15 protein-coding genes and 1 tRNA gene are annotated in these 23058 nt (G+C 72.8%); 9 read left to right on the forward strand and 7 right to left on the reverse strand.

All coding sequences use genetic code 11. From position 1 onward, the window contains the following. Positions 1-162: 162 nt before the first annotated feature. The 3 genes from mfd to DDJ31_RS16090 form a co-directional block, all read right to left on the reverse strand. The gene (gene mfd, locus DDJ31_RS16080; RefSeq protein WP_127179599.1) at positions 163-3693 is read right to left on the reverse strand and encodes a transcription-repair coupling factor; all 3531 of its coding nucleotides are present in this window, start codon (positions 3691-3693) and stop codon (positions 163-165) included. A gap of 235 nt (positions 3694-3928) precedes the next feature. Next, positions 3929-6508 (reverse strand): ABC transporter permease, encoded by a 2580-nt coding sequence (locus DDJ31_RS16085; RefSeq protein WP_127179598.1) that lies wholly within the window; start codon positions 6506-6508, stop codon positions 3929-3931. Beyond that, positions 6505-7293 carry an ABC transporter ATP-binding protein gene (locus DDJ31_RS16090; protein WP_127179597.1) on the reverse strand — a complete coding sequence of 263 codons (789 nt, stop codon included), beginning with the start codon at positions 7291-7293 and terminating at the stop codon, positions 6505-6507. The genes DDJ31_RS16085 and DDJ31_RS16090 overlap by 4 nt, the downstream gene beginning before the upstream one ends. A 427-nt stretch (positions 7294-7720) precedes the next feature. Between DDJ31_RS16090 and DDJ31_RS16095 the strand changes: the two genes are divergently transcribed. Further along, entirely contained in the window at positions 7721-9226 is a 1506-nt protein-coding gene (locus DDJ31_RS16095) for an MFS transporter (protein ID WP_431027943.1), read from the forward strand. Positions 9227-9461: 235 nt separating this feature from the next. On the opposite strand, the gene DDJ31_RS16100 is transcribed toward DDJ31_RS16095, so the two are convergent. From DDJ31_RS16100 to DDJ31_RS39665, 3 genes are all read right to left on the reverse strand, one after another. Then, on the reverse strand, positions 9462-10349 hold the full coding sequence (locus tag DDJ31_RS16100; RefSeq protein ID WP_127179596.1) for a cellulose-binding protein: 888 nt from the start codon (positions 10347-10349) through the stop codon (positions 9462-9464). Positions 10350-10594: 245 nt separating this feature from the next. Next, positions 10595-13480, reverse strand: coding sequence for an SUKH-4 family immunity protein (locus tag DDJ31_RS16105; RefSeq protein ID WP_127179595.1), 2886 nt, complete (start codon positions 13478-13480; stop codon positions 10595-10597). 7 nt (positions 13481-13487) lie between these two features. Next, positions 13488-14507 (reverse strand): SMI1/KNR4 family protein, encoded by a 1020-nt coding sequence (locus tag DDJ31_RS39665; protein WP_127179594.1) that lies wholly within the window; start codon positions 14505-14507, stop codon positions 13488-13490. Positions 14508-15284: 777 nt separating this feature from the next. On the opposite strand from DDJ31_RS39665, the gene DDJ31_RS16115 reads away from it, so the two are divergent. Together DDJ31_RS16115 and DDJ31_RS16120 are read left to right on the forward strand one after the other, a co-directional pair. Next, the gene (locus tag DDJ31_RS16115) at positions 15285-15845 is read left to right on the forward strand and encodes a YwqJ-related putative deaminase (protein ID WP_127179593.1); all 561 of its coding nucleotides are present in this window, start codon (positions 15285-15287) and stop codon (positions 15843-15845) included. A 64-nt stretch (positions 15846-15909) separates the two neighbouring features. After that, entirely contained in the window at positions 15910-16404 is a 495-nt protein-coding gene (locus DDJ31_RS16120; protein WP_127179592.1) for an SUKH-3 domain-containing protein, read from the forward strand. 113 nt (positions 16405-16517) lie between these two features. On the opposite strand, the gene DDJ31_RS16125 is transcribed toward DDJ31_RS16120, so the two are convergent. Next, positions 16518-17825: a sensor histidine kinase gene (locus DDJ31_RS16125; protein ID WP_127179591.1), complete on the reverse strand. Its 1308-nt coding sequence runs from the start codon at positions 17823-17825 to the stop codon at positions 16518-16520. Between the two features lie 167 nt (positions 17826-17992). On the opposite strand from DDJ31_RS16125, the gene DDJ31_RS16130 reads away from it, so the two are divergent. From DDJ31_RS16130 to pth, 6 genes are all read left to right on the forward strand, one after another. Further along, positions 17993-18865, forward strand: a complete 873-nt coding sequence (locus DDJ31_RS16130) for a hypothetical protein (protein WP_127179590.1) — start codon at positions 17993-17995, stop codon at positions 18863-18865. A gap of 11 nt (positions 18866-18876) precedes the next feature. Beyond that, positions 18877-18950: transfer RNA gene (locus DDJ31_RS16135), tRNA-Gln, on the forward strand. 114 nt (positions 18951-19064) lie between these two features. Then, complete coding sequence (gene glmU, locus DDJ31_RS16140; protein ID WP_127179589.1) at positions 19065-20513, forward strand: bifunctional UDP-N-acetylglucosamine diphosphorylase/glucosamine-1-phosphate N-acetyltransferase GlmU; 1449 nt, start codon at positions 19065-19067, stop codon at positions 20511-20513. Between the two features lie 79 nt (positions 20514-20592). Continuing rightward, on the forward strand, positions 20593-21567 hold the full coding sequence (locus tag DDJ31_RS16145) for a ribose-phosphate diphosphokinase (protein ID WP_127179588.1): 975 nt from the start codon (positions 20593-20595) through the stop codon (positions 21565-21567). A gap of 197 nt (positions 21568-21764) precedes the next feature. After that, complete coding sequence (locus DDJ31_RS16150) at positions 21765-22364, forward strand: 50S ribosomal protein L25/general stress protein Ctc (RefSeq protein WP_127179587.1); 600 nt, start codon at positions 21765-21767, stop codon at positions 22362-22364. A 77-nt stretch (positions 22365-22441) separates the two neighbouring features. Beyond that, positions 22442-23044 carry an aminoacyl-tRNA hydrolase gene (gene pth / locus DDJ31_RS16155; RefSeq protein WP_127179586.1) on the forward strand — a complete coding sequence of 201 codons (603 nt, stop codon included), beginning with the start codon at positions 22442-22444 and terminating at the stop codon, positions 23042-23044. Positions 23045-23058 lie beyond the last annotated feature (14 nt).

Here is a 23058-nt window from a genome sequence, read left to right on the forward strand (position 1 = left end):
GTCAGGAGGCGCGGACGGGGGCCGAACAAGCCCCCGTGAACCGGGTGATGACGGGCCGCCAGGGGATCAGGAGGGACGGAAGGCGGCGCGAGGGGAGCGGGCGGCCGGGGCTGCGGACCCGGCGGCCCCAGGGGACCCGGGGGACCGGCACCCCGGCCGGGGCTACGAACCCAGGATCGACGCCAGGAACTCGCCCACCCAGCCGAGCAACTCCCGCCCGACCAGCGGCTTCCCGCCCACCTTCGCCGTCTTGGGGCGCGGCACCAGCAACTGGTGCGCGGCCGGCTTGATGACGGTGCCGGGGTAGAGCCGCTTGAGCCGCAGCTCCTGGGACTCCCTCAACTCGGCGGGAGCGAACCGGATGTTGGTGCCCTGGAGGACGATCTCGCCGACCCCGCAGGCCCGCGCCAGCATCCGCAGCCCCGCCACCAGCAGCAGGTTCTCCACCGGCTCGGGCAGCTTGCCGTACCGGTCGGTGAGTTCCTCGCGGACGGCGGCGACGTCCTGCTCGGAGTTGGCGGACGCGATGGACCGGTAGGCCTGGAGCCGCAGCCGCTCGCCGGGCGCGTAGTCGTGCGGGACGTGCGCGTCGACCGGCAGCTCGATCTTGACCTCCAGCGGCGGCTCCTCCTCCAGGCCGCCCTCGAGCGCGGCCCGGTAGTCGGCGACGGCCTCGCCGACCATCCGCACGTACAGGTCGAAGCCGACGCCCGCGATGTGCCCCGACTGCTCGCCGCCGAGGAGGTTTCCGGCGCCCCGGATCTCCAGGTCCTTCATGGCGACGTACATGCCGGCGCCCATCTCGGTGTGCTGGGCGATGGTCGCGAGCCGCTCGTGGGCGGTCTCGGTGAGGGGCTTCTCCGGCGGGTACAGGAAGTAGGCGTAGCCGCGCTCCCTGCCGCGCCCGACCCGGCCGCGCAGCTGGTGCAGCTGCGAGAGGCCGAAGTTGTCGCCGCGCTCCACGATCAGGGTGTTGGCGTTGGAGATGTCGATGCCCGACTCGACGATGGTGGTGGAGACCAGGACGTCGAACTTCTTCTCCCAGAAGTCGACGACGACCTGTTCGAGCGCCAACTCCGACATCTGGCCGTGCGCGGTGGCGATGCGCGCCTCGGGGACGATCTCGCGCAGCCGCGCGGCGGCGCGGTCGATGGACTCGACCCGGTTGTGGATGTAGAAGACCTGGCCCTCGCGCAGCAGTTCACGGCGGACGGCCGCGCCGATCTGCCGTTCCTCGTAGGGGCCGACGAAGGTGAGGACCGGGTGCCGCTCCTCGGGGGGCGTGGTGATGGTGGACATCTCGCGGATGCCGGTGACGGCCATCTCCAGGGTGCGCGGGATGGGGGTGGCGGACATCGTCAGGACGTCGACGTTGGCGCGCAGCTTCTTCAGCTGCTCCTTGTGCTCGACGCCGAAGCGCTGCTCCTCGTCGACGATGACCAGGCCGAGGTCCTTGAACTTGGTCTCGGAGGAGAACAGCCGGTGGGTGCCGATGACGACGTCGACTGAGCCCTCGCGCAGCCCCTCCAGGACGGCCTTGGCCTCGGTGTCGGTCTGGAAGCGGGAGAGGGCGCGCACGTTCACCGGGAACTGCGCGTACCGCTCGCCGAACGTCCCGAAGTGCTGCTGCACCAGCAGGGTCGTCGGCACCAGGACGGCGACCTGCTTGCCGTCCTGGACGGCCTTGAAGGCGGCCCGCACGGCGATCTCGGTCTTGCCGTAGCCGACGTCGCCGCAGATCAGGCGGTCCATCGGGACCGTCTTCTCCATGTCCTCCTTGACCTCGGCGATGGTGGTGAGCTGGTCGGGGGTCTCCGCGTAAGGGAAGGCGTCCTCCAGCTCGCGCTGCCAGGGCGTGTCGGCGCCGAAGGCGTGGCCCGGGGCGGCCATGCGGGCGCTGTAGAGCTTGATGAGGTCGGCGGCGATCTCCTTGACGGCCTTCTTGGCGCGCGCCTTCGTCTTCGTCCAGTCGGCGCCGCCGAGGCGGTGCAGGGTGGGGGCCTCGCCGCCGACGTACTTGGTGATCTGCTCCAGCTGGTCGGTGGGGATGTAGAGGCGGTCGCCCGGCTGGCCGCGCTTGGCGGGCGCGTACTCGACGACGAGGTACTCGCGGGTGGCGCCCTGGACGGTGCGCTGCACCATCTCGATGTAGCGGCCGACGCCGTGCTGCTCGTGGACGATGTAGTCGCCGGCCTCCAGGGTCAGCGGGTCGATCGTCTTGCGGCGCCTGGCGGGCATCCGCGCGCCGTCCTTGCCCGCGGCCTTCTGGCCCGAGAGGTCGGTCTCGGTGAGCACGGCCACCCGCAGGGCGGGGTCGACGAAGCCGTAGTCGATGGAGCCGCACGCCACGTGCACGACGGACGGGCTCAGCCCGGTCAGCTCCACGTCGAGGCGGGCGGCGATGCCCTCGCCGCCGAGCACCTCGACGGTGCGGGCGGCGGGGCCGTGGGCCTCGGTGACGTAGACGGTGCGCCAGCCGTCGGCGAGCCAGCCCTTGGTGTCGGCGAGCGCCTTCGCGGTGTCGCCTCGGTAGCTCTCGGGGGCGCGCATGCCGAGCTTGAGGGTGTCGGTGCCGACCGTCTCGTCGGCGGCGAACGGCGACACCGACCACCACATCATGTCGAGGGCGCGGGCCCGCTCGCGGACGTCCGCGATGGACCACAGGGAGGCCGCGCCGACGTCGATGGGCGCCTCGCCGCCGCCCGCGGTGGCCGCCCAGGACGCCTGGAGGAACTCCTGCGAGGTGGCGACGAGGTCGGCGGCGCGGGTGCGGACCCGCTCCGGGTCGCAGACGACGGCCATGGCGCCCTTCGGCACCACGTCGAGCAGCAGCTCCATGTCGTCGACGAGGACCGGTGCGAGGGACTCCATGCCCTCGACGGCGATGCCCTCGGCGATCTTGTTGAGCAGTTCGCCCAGCTCGGGGTGTTCCTCGGCGAGGGTCCGCGCCCGCGTCCTGACGTCCTCGGTGAGGAGCAGTTCGCGGCAGGGCGGCGCCCACAGCCCGTGGTCGGCGACTTCGAGGGAGCGCTGGTCGGCGACCTTGAAGTAGCGGATCTCCTCGACGTCGTCGCCCCAGAACTCGACGCGCAACGGGTGTTCCTCGGTGGGCGGGAAGACGTCGAGGATGCCGCCGCGGACGGCGAACTCGCCGCGCTTCTCGACCAGCTCGACGCGGGCGTACGCGGCGGCGGCGAGGGCTTCGACGATCGTGCCGAGATCGGCTGCCTGGCCGGTCCTCAGGGCGACGGGCTCCAGGTCGCCGAGGCCCTTGACCTGCGGCTGGAGCACGGATCTGACGGGCGCGACGACGACCGAGACGGGTCCGGTGCCGGGGTCGTCGGTGCGCGGGTGGGCGAGGCGGCGCAGGACGGCGAGGCGGCGGCCCACGGTGTCGCTGCGGGGGCTGAGGCGCTCGTGCGGGAGCGTCTCCCACGAGGGGTACTCCACCACGCCGTCGGGGGGCAGCAGGGAGCGCAGGGCGGCGGCGAGGTCCTCCGCCTCCCGGCCGGTCGCCGTCACCGCGAGCACGGTGCGGCCGGTCTCGCGGGCGAGCGCGGCGACCGCGAAGGGTCGGGCCGCGGGCGGACCGACCAGGTCGACGTGCATCCGGTGGCCGTCGGCGCCCGCGGTGATCGCTTCCGCGAGGGCGGGGTCCTTGACGACGGCGTCGAGCAGACCGTGCAGGCTCATGAAGGGGCTTTCCGTCCGGGGAGGGGCAACGCGAACCGCCCGACACGCTGCGCGGGCCGGGGGTACTTCCAGCGTACGTCGGCGGACGGACAACCGCCGGGCCTGTGGACAACCACCGGGGCGGCGGACGTCCCCCGCGTCGAACGCGCGTGCGCCGGACCTGGGCCGGGCGCCGGCGCGTCCCCGTGGACGCTCCGCCGCCCGGCCCTCCCCCGTGCCCCCGTGCGCGGTGGTCCTACTCGGTGGCGATGGCCGCCAGGACGTTCATCCGTCCCGCCCGGAACGCGGGGACCAGGGCGGCGAAGAGTCCGACGAAGGCCGATCCGACGAAGACGCCGATGATCGTCGGCCAGGGGATCTCCAGGACGCGCAGCCCCTCCAGGGCGAGCAGCTTCTGCGCGGTCGCGCCCCAGCCCATCCCGAGCCCCAGCCCGAGCAGCGCGCCGAAGAGGGCGATGACCACGGACTCCAGGCGGATCATGCGGCGCAGCTGGCGGCGGGAGAGCCCGATGGCCCGCATCAGGCCGATCTCCCGGGTCCGCTCGACCACGGAGAGGGCCAGCGTGTTGACCACGCCGAGGACGGCGACGACGATCGCGAGCCCGAGCAGCCCGTAGATCATGTTGAGCATCTGCCCGATCTGGTCCTTGAGGGCGTCCTTGTAGTCGCTCTGGTCGCGGACCGTGTACTGCGGGTAGTCGTGCAGGGCGGCCTTCAGCGCCGGGTAGGCGTCCTTCTGCTGCCCTTGGTGCGCGGTGGCGAAGACCAGCATGTCCAGGGGCATGTTCGCGGCCGGGACGTACCGGGCGAGGGTCTCGGTGGAGATGTACTTGGCGCCCGCGTCGATGACGACGTCACTGCTGGTGATGGCGCGCACGGTGAGGTGGGCGGTGCGGCCGCCGCGGAACGCGACGGTGATCTTCGAGCCGAGGCGGATGCCGTGGTCCTCCGCGAACTTCTCGTGCACGGACATCGAGTCCGGCAGGTAGGCGTCCTTGAGATCGCCGGCGACGGTCTCGGTGCGCAGGTCGGTCGCGTACGTCGGGTCGGCGGCCGTGATGTCGGTGTTCTTGAGGGTCTTGCCGTCGGGCGTGGTGTAGTCGGCCTTGGTGAGCTTGTACTCGGTGACCCGGGCCAGCTCGGGCGTGTCCTTGATGGCCTTGACGGCCTGCGGGGTGAGCATCTGGCCGCTGTCGGACTGGATGATGAAGTCCGCGCCGACGGTTTCGTCGAGCTGGTCGGTCGCGGAGGCCACCATGGAGGAGCCGACGACCGAGAGGCAGGCGACCAGGGCGAGGCCGATCATCAGGGCCGCGCCGGTGGCGCCGGTGCGGCGCGGGTTGCGCAGCGCGTTGCGCTCGGCCATCCGCCCGACCGGTCCGAAGGCCCGCAGCACCACCGCGCCGATGACCCGCACCATGGCGCCGGCCAGCACCGGGCCGATGACGACGAACCCGATCAGCGAGAACAGCACGCCGAGGCCGAGCCAGAGGGAGCCCTCGCTCGACTTGTCGGCAGCGGAGGCCAGGTAGAGGCAGTATCCGCCGCCGCCGGTGAGGACCGCGCCGAGCAGCGCGCGGACCCGTCCGGCGCGGGCGTCGGCGGGGGCTCCCGCGTCCCGCAGGGCGGCCATCGGCGAGACCTTGCCGGCCCGGCGGGCGGGCAGATAGGCGGCCAGGACGGTGACGACGACGCCGAGCAGCAGGCCGATCACCGGGGTCGTCCAGGCGACCGTCAGATCGCCCGTCGACAGGTTCATGCCGACCAGGCTCATGAGCTTCATCAGCCCGACGGCGATGCCGATGCCGGCGCCGACACCGAGGAGGGAGCCGAGGACGCCGAGCAGCAGCGCCTCGATCAGCACCGAGCGGTTGACCTGCCTGCGGGAGGAGCCGACGGCCCGCATCAGGCCGATCTCCCGGGTGCGCTGGGCGACCAGCATGGAGAAGGTGTTGATGATCAGGAAGATGCCGACGAGGAAGGCGATCCCGGCGAAGCCGAGCATCGCGTACTTCATCACGCCGAGGAGTTCCTCGACGTCCTTCTGGTTGGCGTCGGCGGTCTCCTTGGCCGTCTGCACCTGGTAGCCGGGGCCGAGGGCGCCGACGACGTTCCGCTTGAGGCGCGCGTCGCTCACCCCGTCGGCGGCGGTGACGTTGACGTTCGTGTAGACGCCCGGCTGTCCGACCAGGGTCCGCTGGGCGGTCGGGGTGTCCAGGTAGAACATCGCCGCACCCGGGTTGGTGACCTGGAACGCGGCGATCCCGGAGATCTTCGCGGTGTGCGTGCCGACGGCGCTGATCACGCCGATCTCGTCACCGAGCCCCAGGTGGTGCCGGTCGGCGGTGTCGGCGTCGACCATCACCTGGCCCGAGCCGTGCGGCGCGGCACCGGAGGTGATCCTCATGGTGCGGGCGTCGTTGCCGTTCCAGCTGCCGACGATGGTGGGCGCGCCGCTGGACGGCGACAGGCTCTCCTTCTTCCGGTCGACGACGGTGACCGAGGTCGAGAAGACGGTCCCCTCCGCCGACCGCACGCCGTCCACCGCGCGGACCTTGCCCAGCACCGAGGCCGCCAGGACCGGCGGTCTTCCGGTGTCGGACGTCGTCTCGCCGGTGTCGGAGGCGCCCCGGGCGCTCACCGTGACATCGGACGAGGTCGCCGCGAACAGCTTGTCGAAGGTGGTGTTCATGGTGTCGGTGAACACCAGGGTCCCGGAGACGAAGGCCACCGACAGCAGCACGGCGACCGCCGACAGCGCCATCCGCCCCTTGTGCGCGAGGAAGTTGCGCAGGGAGGTCTTGAGGACGGTCATGACGTACGCCCCCGCGCGTCGAAGTCCTTCATGCGGTCGAGGACGGTCTCGGCGGTCGGCTCGAACATCTCGTCGACGATCCGGCCGTCGGCGAGGTAGAGCACCCGGTCCGCGTAGGAGGCGGCCACCGGGTCGTGGGTGACCATGACGATGGTCTGGCCCAGGTCGTCGACCGAGCCGCGCAGGAAGCCGAGGACCTCGGCGCCCGCCCGGGAGTCGAGGTTGCCGGTCGGCTCGTCACCGAAGATGATCTCGGGCCGGGCCGCGAGGGCGCGGGCCACCGCGACGCGCTGCTGCTGGCCACCGGAGAGTTCGGACGGCCGGTGCCTTAGCCGTCCGGCGAGCCCCACGGTCTCCACCACCCGCTCCAGCCACGCCCGGTCGGGCCTGCGGCCCGCGATGTCCATGGGGAGCGTGATGTTCTCCAGGGCGCTCAGCGTCGGCAGCAGGTTGAACGCCTGGAAGATGAACCCGATCCGGTCCCGGCGCAGTTGGGTGAGCTTCTTGTCCTTGAGCCCGGTTATCTCCGTCTCGTCCAGGTGGATCTGACCGCTCGTCACGGTGTCGAGCCCGGCGAGGCAGTGCATCAGGGTGGACTTGCCGGACCCCGAGGGGCCCATGATCGCGGTGAACTGGCCGCGGGCGATGTCCACGTCGACGTGGTCGAGGGCGACGACCCTGGTCTCGCCCGATCCGTACGCCTTGACGACCTGTCGCGCTCGCGCGGCAACGGCCGTACGCCCTCCAGTGCCCCCGTGCCTGGGAATGGTCACAGCCGATGTCACGGTGCGTCTCCTCTGTCGTTCACGTGGTGTGCCGGACACGCCGCCGCGGTCGCGGCCGGTCCGTACGGATGAGTCTGGTCGGCGCGGGGGTGCGGCGCGCTGGTGCCGGACCCCGTCTTGTACCGGGGGAAAACCCCACCCCGTCCCCCCGGTACGCCGGTGCCACCGGCGCCGTCGTCGGCCTCGGGCGCCGCTCCCCCACGGCGTGCAACCAGGTTATGGACGGGCCGCGCCCCTTCTCCTCCTCCAGCGGTACGACCACGCCCCGAGCCGTCGTACGGAGGAACCCCTAGGGGGCGCCCCCCGGCGGACGTGGCCCGTCTCGGGGTCGGTGCCGTCCGCCGGTGCGCCGATCCGCCACCCTCCCCCGGTGCGGGGGACGGTGGCAGAGTGTCCCCGGCAGACAGGTGCAAGGGGAAGGAATTCCGTGGACCAGGGGGAGACCGGGATACGCCCGGCGGCGACCGACCGGCCGGGGCCCGCGCGACGCGGGCGGGCCGCCGTGGTCGCCGCCCTCATGCTGGCGATGGCGCTGGCCGCCCTCGACTCGACCATCGTCTCCACCGCGGTCCCGCAGATCGTCGGGGACCTCGGCGGGTTCTCCTACTTCTCCTGGCTGTTCTCCGGCTATCTGCTCGCCGTCACCGTCTCGCTCCCCGTCTACGGCAAGCTCTCCGACACCTTCGGCCGCAAGCCGGTCCTGGTGGCGGGCGCGGCGGTGTTCCTGCTCGGCTCGCTGCTGTGCGCCCTCGCCTGGAACATGGCCGCGCTGATCGCCTTCCGGATCGTGCAGGGCCTGGGCGGCGGGGCGTTGCAGGGCACCGTGCAGACGCTCGCCGCCGACCTGTACCCGCTCCAGGAGCGCCCGAAGATCCAGGCGAAGCTGTCGACGGTGTGGGCGGTGTCCGCGGTGGCGGGTCCCGGCATCGGCGGGATCCTCGCCGCCTACGCCGACTGGCGCTGGATCTTCATCGTCAACCTGCCGGTCGGGGCGGTCGCGCTCTGGCTGATCGTCCGTCATCTGCACGAGCCGGCCCGCCGCACCGGCACGGGCCGCCCGCGGATCGACTGGGCGGGCGCCCTCGCGGTGTTCGCCTGCGGCGGCGTCCTGCTGACGGCGCTGGTGCAGGGCGGGGTGGCCTGGCCGTGGCTCTCGGCGCCCTCGACCGCCCTGTTCGCGACGGGACTCGCCCTGGTCGGCGTGGTGGTCCTGGTCGAACGCCGGGCGGCCGAACCGATCATCCCCGGCTGGGTGTGGCGCAGGCGCACCATCGCCGCGGTCAATCTCGCGCTGGGCGCGCTCGGGCTGCTGATGGTCGCGCCGAGCGTGTTCCTGCCGACGTACGCGCAGTCGGTGCTGGGGCTGGCGCCGGTGGCGGCCGGATTCGTGCTCTCCGTCTGGACGTTGAGCTGGCCGGTGTCGGCGGCGCTCAGCCAGCACGTGTACCGCAGGATCGGCTTCCGCAACACCGCGATGCTGGGCATCGGCACCGCGTCCCTGATCCTGTTCGCGTTCCCCTTCCTGCCCTACCCGGGCGCCGCCTGGCAGCCGACACTGCTGATGCTGGCGCTCGGCGCGGCCCTCGGCCTCTTCCAACTGCCGCTGATCATCGGCGTGCAGTCGACGGTGGGCTGGGCGGAGCGCGGGACGGCGACGGCGTCGGTGCTGTTCTGCCGGCAGACCGGGCAGACCGTCGGCGCGGCCGTCTTCGGCGCGATCGCCAACTCCGTGCTCGCGAGCCGGCTGGGCGGCGCGAGCGACCTGGACACGGTCACCCGCAGCCTCGGCACGGACGCCGTGCCGGAGGCGACCCGCAGGGCCATCGCCGACGCGGTCCACTGGGTGTACACGGGCGCGGGCTGCGCGGCGGCACTGGCGTTCCTGGTACTCCTGACCTGGGCACCGCGCCGCTTCCCGACGCTGAAGGAGTGAGGAACGGGGCGAAACGGGAGGGGACGGCGGACGGGGCGGGGGATCTCGGGGGCGTGGGATCTCGGGGGCGTGGGGGCGTGGGACCCGGGGGTGCGGGATCTCGGGGGCACGGGGGCGTTAGACCCGGGGGTGCGGGATCTCGGGGGCGTGGGACCCGAGGGTGCGGGATCTCGGGGGCACGCGGGCGTTAGACCCGGGGGCGCGGGATCTCAGCGGGCGCGCGCCCCGCCGGCGGCTACTCGGCGGGGGCCGAACCCGTCAGCGCCGTCAGCCTGCTGCGGACGTGGTCCATCTGGGCCTGGACGTCGTCCCAGCGCTCCCCGTGCTCGCGCAGCAGCTGCTCCGTGTCCCTGGCGATCCGGTCCGCCCTGATCCGCGCGTCGGCGACGATCTCCGCGGCCCGCGCCCGCGCCTCCTCCTGGCACCGGCGCGCGGACTCCTCCGTCTCCCCGCGCATCCGCTGCGCCTCGGACAGCGCCGCCTCGGCCCGCGCCACCCGCTCGGCCTCGTGCGCCGCCGCGGCGGCCTCCCGCTCCTGCTCCTCCTCGGCCTCCCGCGCCCACCGCTCGGCGTGCTCCTTGGCCTGGTCGGCGAGGGTCGCGGCGGTGCGGTGGCGCATCTCCCGCAGCACGCACAGCACTTCGCTGCGGCCCTCCTTGACCCCGCGCCGGATGGAGACCCGGTACTCGTCGGCCTCGGCGCGGGCGGCGAGCAGCCGCTGCCTGACGTGCTCGTCCGCGTCGGCGCGTACGGCGTCGGCGTGCGCCTGGGCCGCGCCGCGCACGCCCTGCGCGTGCTCGTCTGCCTGCGCCATCAGGCGCCGCCCGTCCGCGCGTGCCCCCTCACGGACGGCCGCCGCCTCTTCCCTGACCAGCGCGAAGAGGTTCCGCGCCCGGTCGCCGAGCGCCTCGTAGGACTGCGGCGCGAGCTGCGCGACGACCTCACGCAGCCGCGCCGTCTCGGCCTCCATCTGCTTGGCGAGGACGGTGAGACGCGCGGCCCGCTCCCAGGCGGCGTCCCGGTCCCGCCAGAGGTCGGACGTGTACGCGTCGACCTGTTCGGGACGGTACCCACGCCCTCGTACCGCCACGAAACCGTGGGGCGAGACCGGTGCGCTGCTCATCGTGGAACCCCTCTCCGCCGAACCGGCGCCAGAAAAACGACGTGGCGCACATCTTCATGTATCGGACATAAGGGTTCATAACCCGACACTCCGCTAGGAGGTCACGGGAGGCGGCGGCCCCGGACACGACGACAGACAGAGGAGCGAGGAGCGAGAAGCGAGGGAGGGGGGACGGCGACGGGCAGCGACGAAGCCGGGCCCGGTCGTGAGGACCGGGCCCGGCTTCGGGGATGGATCGGGGACCGCTACAGGAGGCCGTCCCACATCTGCTCCAGCAGGACCGACCACCAGCTCTCCGGCGAACCGAGCGCCGCCGGGTCGAGGGAGGCCAACTGGGCCTGGAAGTCGACGGTCCAACGGCCCGCCTGCTCCTGGTTCAGGCCGAACCTGAGCCGCCACATCCGGCCGAGCAGCGCCAGGCACCGCTGGAACTCGGGCAGCCCCGTGTTCACGAACTGCGGCGCCACCGGCGCCCCGCCAGGACCCGCCTCCACCGGCACCGCCACGATGTTCGCGGTGCCGTACTGGACACAGACCGCCTTGCCGAAGTCACTGCCCATGACCAGGTAGGAGCCCGCGTCCGAGGCCGGCCGCACCCCGCGCTCCTGCGCCAGTTCGGCGAGCGTCGGCACCGGCCTGCCCGGCTGGGCCTGCGCCCAGAAGAACGGACCCATGTCCAACGGCAGCCCGGCGACCACCAGCGTGTGCGCCACCACCGGCGGCACCCCCTGCCGCGACACCGCGGCCTGCTCGAACCGGAACACCCCCGGCCCGAACGCCCCCGCCAGCTCCTGGGCGATGCCCTCCGGCGGGATCGGCGGCGCGGGCGGCACCGGCGGCAACGGCGCCCGCACCGGCGCGGGCCGCGCGGGACCGTCCGCCACCTGATGCAACTCACCCTGGTGCGCCAGCAGTTGACTCATCCCCTGCTGACGGCTCGCGTGGTCGGCGCCGTACGGGGCGATGCTGGTGATACGGGCCTGCGGCCACTGCTCCCTGATCATCCGCGCGCAGTACGCGCCGGGCAGCTCGCAGGACTCCAACTCCGTGTGCAGTTCGAGGACCTGGTCGGGCGGCACGTTCATCCCGCGCAGCTCGTGGAAGATCTGCCACTCCGGGTGCGGTGTCCCGGGCGCCGAACGCCGGATCACCTGCTGCTCGGAACCGTCCTGCGCCCGGAAGCGCAACACCGCCTGGTAGCCGGGCCCGACGGTCGGCTGCCCCTGCTGCTGCGGCGGGTAGCCGTACGCCGGGGGCTGCGGGACGCCGGGCGGCATGCCGGGAGCGCCGCCCGGGGCCCCGGGCATGCCGGGGGGCGGCGGCGGGGCGCCGGGGCCGCCGACCGGGGGTCCGGACAGCACCGTCTCCGCCTGGTGCACGGAACCGGGGGCGCGCGGCGGCTGCGGTGCGCCGGGGCCCGAAGGAGCGCCGGGAGCGCCCGGAGCACCGGGCGGCACCGGGGCGCCGGGCACGCCGGGGGGACGCGGGGCGCCGGGCGCGTGCGGGGCGCCGGTGCCCGGCTGCGCGCCGGGGGCGCCGGGAGGGCCGGGCGGCGGGGGCGGCGCGCCGGGGCCGGCCACCTGGGGGCCCGCGAGCACCGTCGCCGCGTGGTGGACACCGCCCGGAGGCGTCTGGCCGGGGGCGTTCGGGGGAGCCGGCGCCTGGGGCGGGGTGCCGGGAGCGGCCGGAGTGCCGTCGGGGCCGAGCGAGGCCACGAACTGCGTCGGCACATAGCCGTCGGCGGCCGGGGGCGGCGGCGGGCTGCCCGGCCGCGCGCCCGGCGTGCCCGGGGCGCCCGGCGGAGGCGGCGGGTTGGCACCACCGCGCGCCCGGTTCGGCGGGGGCGCGGCCTTGCTGGTCGCGGCGTCGGCGATGTCAGCCGCGTGCGGGGCGAGCGGCCTGCCCGGCGCGGCGCCCGGCCCCTGCGGGTAGCCGTACGGCGGCGGCCCCGGCACCGCGGCTCCCTGCGGAGGCGGCGGCGTGCCCGGAGCGGCCTGGCCCTGCGGGTAGCCGTAGGGCCGGCCCGCGGGGGGCGGCGGCGTGCCGTCCTGCGGATACCCGTACGGCGGTGGCACGGCACCCGCGCCGGGCGCGGGCGTGTTCCCCGTACCGCCGGCGCCGGGCGCACCGGCCGCGGGACCCGGGTCGTCGAGCGCGGGGGCCACCGCCGTCGGCGGGAGCCGGCTGCCGCCGGCGATCAGGGCCGTCTGGGAGTCCGGGAGGGCCACGTCACTGGGGGGCGCCGCGAAGACGGTCGCCGGGAGCGGGACGGAACGGTCCTCGCCGTTGTCGGCGTTGGTGTCGGTGCCGGCCCACGGGGTCGCACCCGGCGGCACACCGGGCGCCTCGTCGCGCACGGACCCACCGGCCTCGGGCCACGCCGTGGCGCCACCCGCACCCTGGGTCCTGGGCAGGGCGCCACCGGAGGCGCCCCAAGAGCCGGACCCGGAACCCGAAACGGCACCGGAACCCGAACCGGCACCGGAATCCGCGGCGGGGGCCGTCACCCCGGCCGCACCCGCCCCGGAGGCCCCGCTCGCCGAACTCCCGCTCCCCACGGCCCCGTTGCCCGAACCGCCATGGCCCGTACTGCCGTTGCCGGGACTGCTGTTGCCGGGACTGCCGTTGCCGGACGCGGCGTTGCCCGAACCCCCGCCGCCCGCAGGCGCGTTGTCCGAACTCCCGCCGCCCGCAGGCGCGTTGTCCGAACTCCCGCCGCCCGCCGTCGCGTTCTCGCCCCGGCGGTCCGGGATGCCCAGTTTGTCGGCCGCCTCCTGGAGCCACTCCGGTGGACTCAGCAGGAACGACGTCTGGTTGAGGTCCACCCGCGCGGCCGCGGGCGTCGGGGCCGGCGGCTCGTCCTCGGGGTCGGGCCGGCCGTATTCCTCCTCGTAGCGGCGGATCACCTCGCCCACCGGCAGCGCGGGCCAGAGCGTGGCCTCCCCGCTGTCCCGGGCGACCACCAGCCGCTGCCCGCCGCCGTCCGAGCGCGGCCCGTCGGCGCGGTCCTCGGCCCAGAGCACGAAGCCGAGGTCGAACTCCCGTACCCGCACCGCGCGATGCTGGTACGACGGCATGTCGCCGTTGATCCACTCCTCGGCGCGCTCCTGCGCCTGCGCGAAGGTCACCATCGTCGCGTCACTCCCCCTCGGACGTCACGGGCACCGCTCGCGCGAAGCCGCCGTCCACCATCAGGTTCGCCACGGTCTCCAACTCCGGTGGCGAGCCGGCCAGCCGGGAGAGGAACGTGTCGAAGTCGTCGCCGCACGGCAGCAGCAGCCGTTCCACGCGCTCGGCGGGCGCCCACGACGGGTCCACGTCGCGGGCGTCGTCGTAGGCGCAGAACCACACCGAGCCGGGCCGTTCGCCCTTCACCTTCACCGCCAGCAGACCGCCCTGGACGAAGCCGACGCCCAGGTAGTCCTTGGTCAGGTGATCGCGCAGGCATTTGTTGACGTACACCAGGTCGTTGACGGCCGCCTCGTCGCGGACCGTGAAGAACGGCTGGTCGATGAGGAGGCCGAGGGCCGGGTCGAGCGCGGTGCCCACCGGCGCGCAGCCGCCCGCCGCCTTCAGGAACGAGCGGTAGGCGCCGGGCAGCCGGTAGCCGAGGTCCTCCTCGACGCCCTGCACCTGCCCCTCCGTCACCGCGAGCCCCGACTTCGGCAGCCCGAAGTGCGCGGGCCTGGTCTCCTGGAGCGGCCGGGTGCCCCGCTTGTCGTGGTCGACGGCGGACAGCGCGATGCCGCCGTGGTGGCGCAGCAGCGCCTTCACCTCGACCGGCACCAGGTACAGCCTGCGGGTGCCGGCCACGTGGTGCCAGGTCCAGCCGTGCGGGGTGGCCACGCTCGGCACGGTGTCCCACAGGTCGTGGCCGGTGGCGGCCAGCGCGGCGTTGGCCGACACGTAGTCCGTGAGCCGCAGTTCGTCGACGCCGAAGCCCTCCGGCGGCTCCGCGACCTCCGCGGCGGCGCGCGCGTACGCCGAGAAGTCGGGGTAGCCGTGCTCGTCCATCCGCACCCCTCTGGGGTGACGAGCGGCCCGGACCGGATCCGGGAAGTGCACGACCTGCCCGGCGTAGGCCGCGTTCGGCGGCACGGCGCGTCCCTGGGCCTGGCGGCCGGGAGGTGCCCCCGGCCCGAGCCGACCTGTCGTCATGGCGGTTGCCCCCTGCGGCGTTCTGTACGGGCGGTGACGACCGTCCTCGGCCGCACTCCCGTATCGAGTGTTCGACTGCCCTCGTCCGACGTGGTGTCCGAACTGTCTCGCCCGACGTCCCGTCCGGCAAAACCGTGCCCGACGGTCGCGCCCGGTCCCGGCACCCGGCCACCGCGCCGGACCACCGTGCCCGGCCACGGGCCGGACCACCAGGTCCGACCGCCGTGCCCGACTGCCGTGCCCGACCGCCGGACCCGACTGCTGAACCCGACCGCCAGACCCGACTGCTGAACCCGACCGCCGGACCCGCATACCGGACCCGACTGCCGTGGGCCCGGCGTCCGCGTCCGACACCTACATCGGACACCGCGCCCGAAACGTTCATCGGAACGTTCATCGGAACGCTGACCGGAACCTTGACGTGACACCCGTCCGACACCTGTGCCGAATGTTGCGTCCGCCACGTTTCACCGGATCACGCGTCCCGCTGCCCGATCCACCCGGACGACCGTTTCCAACCGGAAACGACCGGGTCCGAGCGGGACGGACCCGAACGGACCGTCTCCATGCGTCAACCGCATGGATCGCGGTGCGGACAGCCTATGCCGTACGACCGCACGGGTCACCGGGCACCGGCCGACCACACCCGCACCACCGTGACCAGCGGTCACCCCACCGTGACAGCCCGCCCAACCCCTGGCGTGTCGCACCGCCCCAGCTACCGCAGGAGGCGCGGGATTTGGCACTCTGTCTCCGCCGGGGGATGCTCGGGAGGGGATGATGATCATGAATGCGACGCAGACGGGTCCGCACGCGGAGGCCCGCCGCACCGGAACCCGCACGGGTGCCTCCGGCGACCCCCGGGTCGGCTGGAGCAGCGCCGAGGCCCCCCACACCCCCGTCCTCCGGCACCGTCGCGACGGCATACTCCCCACCGTCGCCGCCGCCCTCTCCGTCCGCGGCGCCACCCTCACCGGCACCGCCGCCCGCGGCGACCAGCCACCCGAACTCCACCCCCTCGTGCAGGACTTCCTGGACACCCTCACCAGCGCCCAGCGCGACCGCTACACCGGCCGCTGCGCCGAGACGATCCTGATCTCCCGGCACATCACCACCGCCGACGCCGGCCGCAGCAAGCGGGCCGCCCGCAAGCCCATGACCAACGGCGAGGCCCGCAAGGCCCTCAAGCACGCCAAGCTGACCGCCCGCCGCATCCGCGAGGACGGCGACCCGCTGCACGGCAGCTTCGCCGCGCCCTGCCGCGCCTGCGCCGCCCTCAGCGCCCACTTCGGCGTCCGGGTCGTCGAACCGGCCGTCCCCGCCGACCCGGCGGGCTGACCGGCCCGCCCGCACCGCAGGCGCCACCGCCGCGCCACCCCATGACCTCGACGAACGAAGGCAGATGCACGCCGACCGCACCTCGACCACCCGATTCGCCGTACCCGTCGACGCCGCGCTCCGCGACGCCGGCTGGCAGCCAGGACGCTGGGACATAAAACAAGCCGAGATCTGGGCCGACACCCTCCGCGAGCACGTCTCGCCCGCCGGCCACCGGCACGCCGTCTTCCCCGCCGCCGTCGAGGCGTGGGCGGAGTTCGGCGGACTGGACATCACACCGGGCGGCCCCGGCCGGCAGATCGCACCCGCCGCCTTCCACCTCGACCCGCTGCACGGGCTGCACATGGCCCGCACCCTCGCCGACCTCGGCCGCGCCCTCGACGCCGAGGTCAGCCCCCTGGGCGCGGAGACCGACAGCCAGTCACTCCTCGCGATCGACGACGAGGGCCGCGTCTACACCCTCGACCACACCGGCGACTGGTACCTCGGCCCGACCATCGACCGCGCCCTTGCCACCCTGATCTCGGGCCTGGCCCCGGCCCGCCTGACCGCGGGCTGAGCACCACCGGCGCCACCACCGGGACGACGGCACCGACCGCCCCGACCACGGCCCCGCCCCCAGCCCCCAAATCCCGCGGCACGGACGGCGCCCCGCACCGCCGGCGCCCACGCCTACGCCGCCGCCGGAATCACCGCCGACACCCGGAACCCGCCCGCGTCCGTCGGCCCGGACACGAAGACGCCGCCCAGGGCGACCACCCGCTCCTTCATACCGAGCAGGCCGTTGCCACCGGACGGCAGCCGGGCCGAGGACGCCGAAGCCGCCTCGGGCGGCGGCTCGTTCTCCACCTGCATCGCGATCTCCGCACTCCGGTGCGCGAGCCTCACATGCGTCTTGGCGCCCGCCGCGTGCTTGTGCACATTGGTCAGCGCCTCCTGCACGACCCGGTACGCGGTCTGCTCGACCTGCGCCGGATAACCCCGCCCGTCCCCCTCGACCGACAGGTCGACGACCATCCCGGCGGCGGCCGACTGCCCGATCAGCTCGTCCAACTCCGACAGACAGGGCCCGTCGCCCTCCTCCACCGCCCGGGACGCGGCCGCCGCGGCGGCGACCCCCACCGCGGCCAGCGGCACCACCCGCTCGGCCCGCCGGGCACCGTCACCGCTGCGCAGCACACCGAGCATCTCGCGCAGCTCGGTGAGGGCCTGCCGGCCCATGTCCCCGACCAGCGCCGCGTTCTTCACGGCCTTCTCCGGGTCCTTCCGCGCCACCGCCTGGAGCGCGGCGGCGTGCACCACCATCAGACTGACCCGGTGGGCGACGACGTCGTGCATCTCCCGCGCGATCCTGGTCCGCTCCTCGTTGCGGGCCCACTCCGCGCGCTCCTCGGCCCGCTCGGCGAGCAGCTGCAACTCGCGCTCCAGGCTGTCCGCGCGCTCCCGCAGGCTCTCCATCAGCCGCCGCCGCGCGCCGACGTAGAGGCCGAGCAGCAGCGGCGGGGCGGTGACGCCGACGGCGGTCGTGATCGCGGCGAACGGCACGAACCAGTCACCGAGGTCGAGGGTGCCGCGCGCGATGTCCTGGCGGACCCGCACGAACATCACGATGAGCATCCCGACCAGGGACATGCCCGCGAGCGAGGCGATGATCCGGCGCGGCAGCTCGGAGGCGGCGAGCGTGTACAGGCCGACGACGCCCATCAGATAGCCCATCTGGGCCGGGGTGATCGCGATCGCCACCAGCACGACGGCTATCGGCCATTTCCTGCGCACCAGCAGCGCCGAACCGGCCAGCGCGCCGAAGACGACCCCGACGCCCGCCGGTATCCCGGCGTCCGTGGCGAACCTGATCCCCTCGAAGGCGCACTCCACCGCGGACAGCGACGCCAGGCCGACGTCGAGCAGCGCGCCGCGCCGCCTCTCCCACCACCAGGGCCCTGACCGGGCCGCGGCGTGGTCTTCCCCCGTCGTGGTCATAGCCACCACCCTACGGGCGCCCCCACCCCGCGTTCCGTCGAGTTTCCGCGACCACATCCCCCACACGCCATGATCGAACGACACCGGAACACCCCGACATCCCTCGAACTGCTGAACAACCCCGCATTCACCCCCGGACGCCCCCGTTCCGCCCGAACGGTATGCCCATGGCACATTCACCCGACCACCACACCCCACCGGAATCCCTCAGGGAACGGGCGGTGGCGCTGCGGCGCGCGGGGCGCAGCCTGCGGCAGATCCGGGACGAACTGAAGATCTTCAACAACGACCTGCTGCGCCGGCTCGTCCAGGGCGAGCCCCTGCCGGAGCCCGCGGAACGCCCCAGGACCACGGACGGCCTGCGGGCCCGCGCCCGCGAGCTGCGGCTCCAGGGGTGGACGTACGACCAGATCGAGCTGGAGCTGGGCTGCTCCAGGGGTTCGGTCTCGCACTGGGTCCGCGATCTGCCCCGGCCGGAGCGCCCGGCCGCGCAGGAGCAGGCGAGACTGGCGGCCCGCAAGCGCTGGGAGCACGAGCTGACGGTGCGGGACGAGGAGCGGCGGCGGACGAAGACGGCCGCCTCGGCGGAGGTCGGTCCGCTCTCGGACCGTGAGCTGTTCCTCGCGGGCGTCAGCCTCTACTGGGCCGAGGGCTCCAAGGACAAGCCGTACGCGCGCCGCGAGAGCGTCATCTTCGTCAACAGCGACCCCGGCGTCATCGAGGTCTACCTCGCCTGGCTGGGCCTGCTCGGCGTCGGGCCCGAGCGGCTCCGCTTCAGCGTCATGATCCACGAGAGCGCGGACGTGGAGGCCGCCGAGCGCTACTGGGCCGAGTTGGTGGGGGCGGACCGGTCCGCGTTCAACAAGACGACCTTGAAGAAGCACAACCCGAAGACCGTCCGCAAGAACGTCGGGGCGTCCTATCGCGGCTGTCTGGTCGTCAGGGTCCTGAAGGGCGCCGACCTGTACCGTCGCATCGAAGGCTGGTGGTGCGGCATAGTGGTGTCCGCACGCCGAACCGATCAACAGAATCGGACATAGCGTGCGATCCTTCCCGGATCGTCTAAAGGTAGGACAAACGGTTTTGGTCCGTTGAATGAGGGTTCGAGTCCTTCTCCGGGAGCCAGCTCCACCCCCTCCGGGCCCTGACAGCCACTGTCAGGGCCCGCTCTCATGTCCCTCACGAAACGCGCCGGTATCCTGCGGATGTCCCCATCGTCCACAGCCGAAGGGCAACCCCGTGAGCGTCCATCACCCCGCAGCCGTCGTCGTTCTCGCAGCGGGTGAGGGCACCCGTATGAAGTCGGCCACACCCAAGGTCCTCCATCAGCTCTGCGGACGCTCCCTGGTGGGCCATGTGCTCGCCGCCGCCCGCGAGTTGGAGCCGCAGCACCTCGTGGTCGTCGTCGGGCACGCGCGGGAGAAGGTCACCGACCACCTCACCGGGATCGATCCGGACGTGCGCACCGCCGTGCAGGCCGAGCAGAACGGCACCGGGCACGCCGTGCGGATGGGCCTGGAGGAGCTGGGCGGCGGCGTCGACGGCACGGTCGTCGTGGTCTGCGGCGACACCCCGCTGCTCACCGGCGCGACGCTGCGCGCCCTCGCCGCCACCCACTCCGGGGACGGCAACGCCGTCACGGTGCTGACCGCCGAGGTCCCGGACGCGACCGGCTACGGCCGGATCGTGCGGGACGACGCGACCGGCGCCGTCACCGGCATCGTCGAGCACAAGGACGCGACGGACGCGCAGCGGGCGATCCGGGAGATCAACTCCGGTGTCTTCGCGTTCGACGGGCAGTTGCTGGCGGACGCGCTGAAGAAGGTCCGTACGGACAACAGTCAGGGCGAGGAGTACCTGACGGACGTGCTGGGCATCCTGCGGGAGGCCGGGCACCGGGTCGGGGCGTCGGTGGCGGGGGACCACCGGGAGATCGCGGGGATCAACAACCGTGTGCAGCTGGCCGAGGCGCGGCGGATTCTCAACGACCGGCTGCTGGAGGCCGCGATGCTGGCGGGGGTGACGGTGGTCGATCCGGCGACGACGTGGGTCGATGTGGCGGTGACGTTCGAGCAGGACGCGCTGGTGCACCCGGGCACGCAGTTGCTCGGCGCGACGCATCTCGGTGAGGGCGCGGAGGTCGGTCCGAACAGCCGGCTGAAGGACACCCGGGTGGGCGCGGGTGCCCGGGTGGACAACACGGTGGCGGACGGCGCGCAGGTGGGCGCGGGGGCGACGGTGGGTCCGTACGCGTATCTGCGTCCCGGTACCCGGCTGGGCGCGCGGTCGAAGGTCGGTACGTACGTGGAGACGAAGAACGCCTCCGTGGGTGAGGGGACGAAGGTCCCGCATCTGTCGTACGTGGGGGACGCGACGATCGGTGAGTTCACGAACATCGGTGCGGCGAGTGTGTTCGTGAACTACGACGGGCAGGACAAGCACCACACGACGATCGGCTCTCACTGCCGCACCGGGTCGGACAATATGTTTGTGGCTCCTGTCACCATCGGGGACGGCGCGTACACCGCCGCCGGCTCCGTGATCACGAAGGACGTGCCGCCCGGCTCGCTGGCCGTGGCCCGTGGCCAGCAAAGGAATATCGAGGGTTGGGTGGCTCGCAAGCGTCCGGGGAGCGCCGCCGCGCAGGCGGCGGAGTCGGCCTCCCGGGCGGGTACGGGCGAGGACTGACCTGAAATCGGTGCCCTGAACACCGCGTACCGTGATAAGTGCACGCCACCAGCTGAGACACCTCTGAGGAGACTGTGCTGTGACCGGGATCAAGACGACCGGCGAGAAGAAGATGATGTTCTTCTCCGGCCGCGCCCACCCCGAGCTTGCCGAGGAGGTCGCCCACCAGCTGGGTGTGGAGGTCGTTCCGACCAAGGCCTTCGACTTCGCCAACGGTGAGATCTACGTCCGTTACCAGGAGTCGGCGCGCGGCGCCGACTGTTTCCTGATCCAGAGCCACACCGCTCCGATCAACAAGTGGATCATGGAGCAGTTGATCATGATCGACGCGTTGAAGCGCGCGTCGGCCCGCTCCATCACGGTGATCGTGCCGTTCTACGGCTACGCCCGGCAGGACAAGAAGCACCGCGGCCGTGAGCCCATCTCGGCCCGGCTGATCGCGGACCTGATGAAGACGGCCGGTGCGCACCGGATCCTCACCGTGGATCTGCACACCGACCAGATCCAGGGCTTCTTCGACGGCCCGGTGGATCATCTCTTCGCGCTGCCGCTGCTCGCCGACTACGTGGGCGCGAAGGTGGACCGCAACAAGCTGACGGTGGTCTCGCCCGACGCGGGCCGGGTGCGGGTCGCGGACCGCTGGTGCGACCGGCTCGGGGCGCCGCTGGCGATCGTGCACAAGCGCCGGGACAAGGACATCGCCAACCAGGTCACCGTGCACGAGGTGGTCGGTGAGGTGAAGGGCCGGGTCTGTGTCCTGGTCGACGACATGATCGACACCGGTGGCACCATCTGCGCGGCGGCGGACGCGCTGTTCGCGCACGGCGCCGAGGACGTCATCGTGACGGCGACGCACGGGGTGCTCTCCGGTCCCGCGGCGGACCGGCTGAAGAACTCGAAGGTCAGCGAGTTCGTGTTCACCAACAGCCTGCCGACCCCCGGCGAGCTGGATCTGGACAAGATCACGGTGCTGTCCATCGCGCCGACGATCGCCAGCGCGGTCCGTGAGGTCTTCGAGGACGGTTCGGTGACGAGCCTCTTCGACGAGCAGTGACCCTGGTGGCCACCGGGTCCTGAGTGATCGATTTTCCCGCGGCCTCCCCCGCCGAGTAGACTGCCCGAGTTGCTCGGCGAGGGAGGCCGTTTCCCGTTTGACGGGGTACGGCGATCCGTTATCGACGCGCTCTTCGTAGCAGGCCGTTCGTGGCCGGGTGACCACGTCCGCCGCTATCTCTACGAGGAGTGATCATCATGTCCGAGGTCAAGCTGGCCGCCGAGAGCCGCACCGAGTTCGGCAAGGGCGCCGCCCGCCGCATCCGTCGTGACAACAAGGTTCCGGTCGTCCTGTACGGGCACGGCACCGAGCCCAAGCACCTGACCCTCCCGGGTCACGACCTGCTGCTCGCGCTGCGTACGCCGAACGTCCTGATCGCGCTGGAGATCGAGGGCGCGAGCAGCGAGCTGGCGATCCCGAAGTCCGTGGTCCGCGACCCGATCAAGGGCTTCCTTGAGCACGTCGACCTGCTGCTGGTCAAGCGGGGCGAGAAGGTCACGGTCGAGATCCCGGTGCACGCCGAGGGCGAGCTGGCCCCCGGCGGCAACCTGCTGGAGCACGTCCTGAACGCGCTTCCGGTCGAGGCCGAGGCCACCCACATCCCGGAGTCGGTGACGGTCTCCGTCGAGGGTCTCGAGGCCGGTGCCGCGATCCTCGCGAAGGACATCACCCTGCCGAAGGGTTCCACCCTGGCCGTCGAGGACGACACCGTCGTCCTCCAGGTCCTGGCCGCGCAGGCCGAGGAGGAGTCCGCCGAGGACGAGGAGCCCGCCGGCGAAGAGGTCGCCGAGGCCTGATCCTCGCCCCGCCTTTCGACGGTTCGTCAGCCGCTGCTCCCTCCCGGGGGCGGCGGCTGGCGCGTATCCAAGGAGACATGGACGTGACCACCCCCGCCAATGGCCCCTGGCTCGTCGTGGGCCTCGGCAATCCCGGACCCGAGTACGCCATGAACCGGCACAACGTCGGGTTCATGGTGGCCGACCTGCTGGCCGAGCGGATCGGGGGGAGGTTCAAGCGGGCGGGCAAGGCGCAGGCGCAGGTCGTGGAGGGGCGGTTCGGGCCGCCCGGTCCTGCCGGTCGGCGGGTGGTGCTGGCCAAGCCGATGTCGTTCATGAACCTGTCGGGCGGTCCGGTGAACGCGCTGCGCGACTTCTACAAGGTGCCGGTGGCGAACGTCGTCGCCGTCCATGACGAGTTGGACATCGACTACGGGACGCTGCGGGTGAAGCTGGGCGGCGGGGACAACGGGCACAACGGTCTGAAGTCGATGACGAAGGCGATGGGCGCGGAGTACCACCGGGTGCGGTTCGGGATCGGCAGGCCGCCGGGGCGGATGCAGGTCGCCGACTTCGTGCTGAAGGACTTCTCGGCGGCGGAGCGCAAGGAGCTTGACTACTTCGTGGACCGGGCGGCGGACGCCGTCGAGTCGCTGGTGACCGAGGGGCTCGAACGGGCGCAAAGCACGTACAACTCGTGACTTGTCCCGGCCGG

The organism is Streptomyces griseoviridis (genome assembly GCF_005222485.1).
GTDB lineage: Bacteria > Actinomycetota > Actinomycetes > Streptomycetales > Streptomycetaceae > Streptomyces > Streptomyces hintoniae.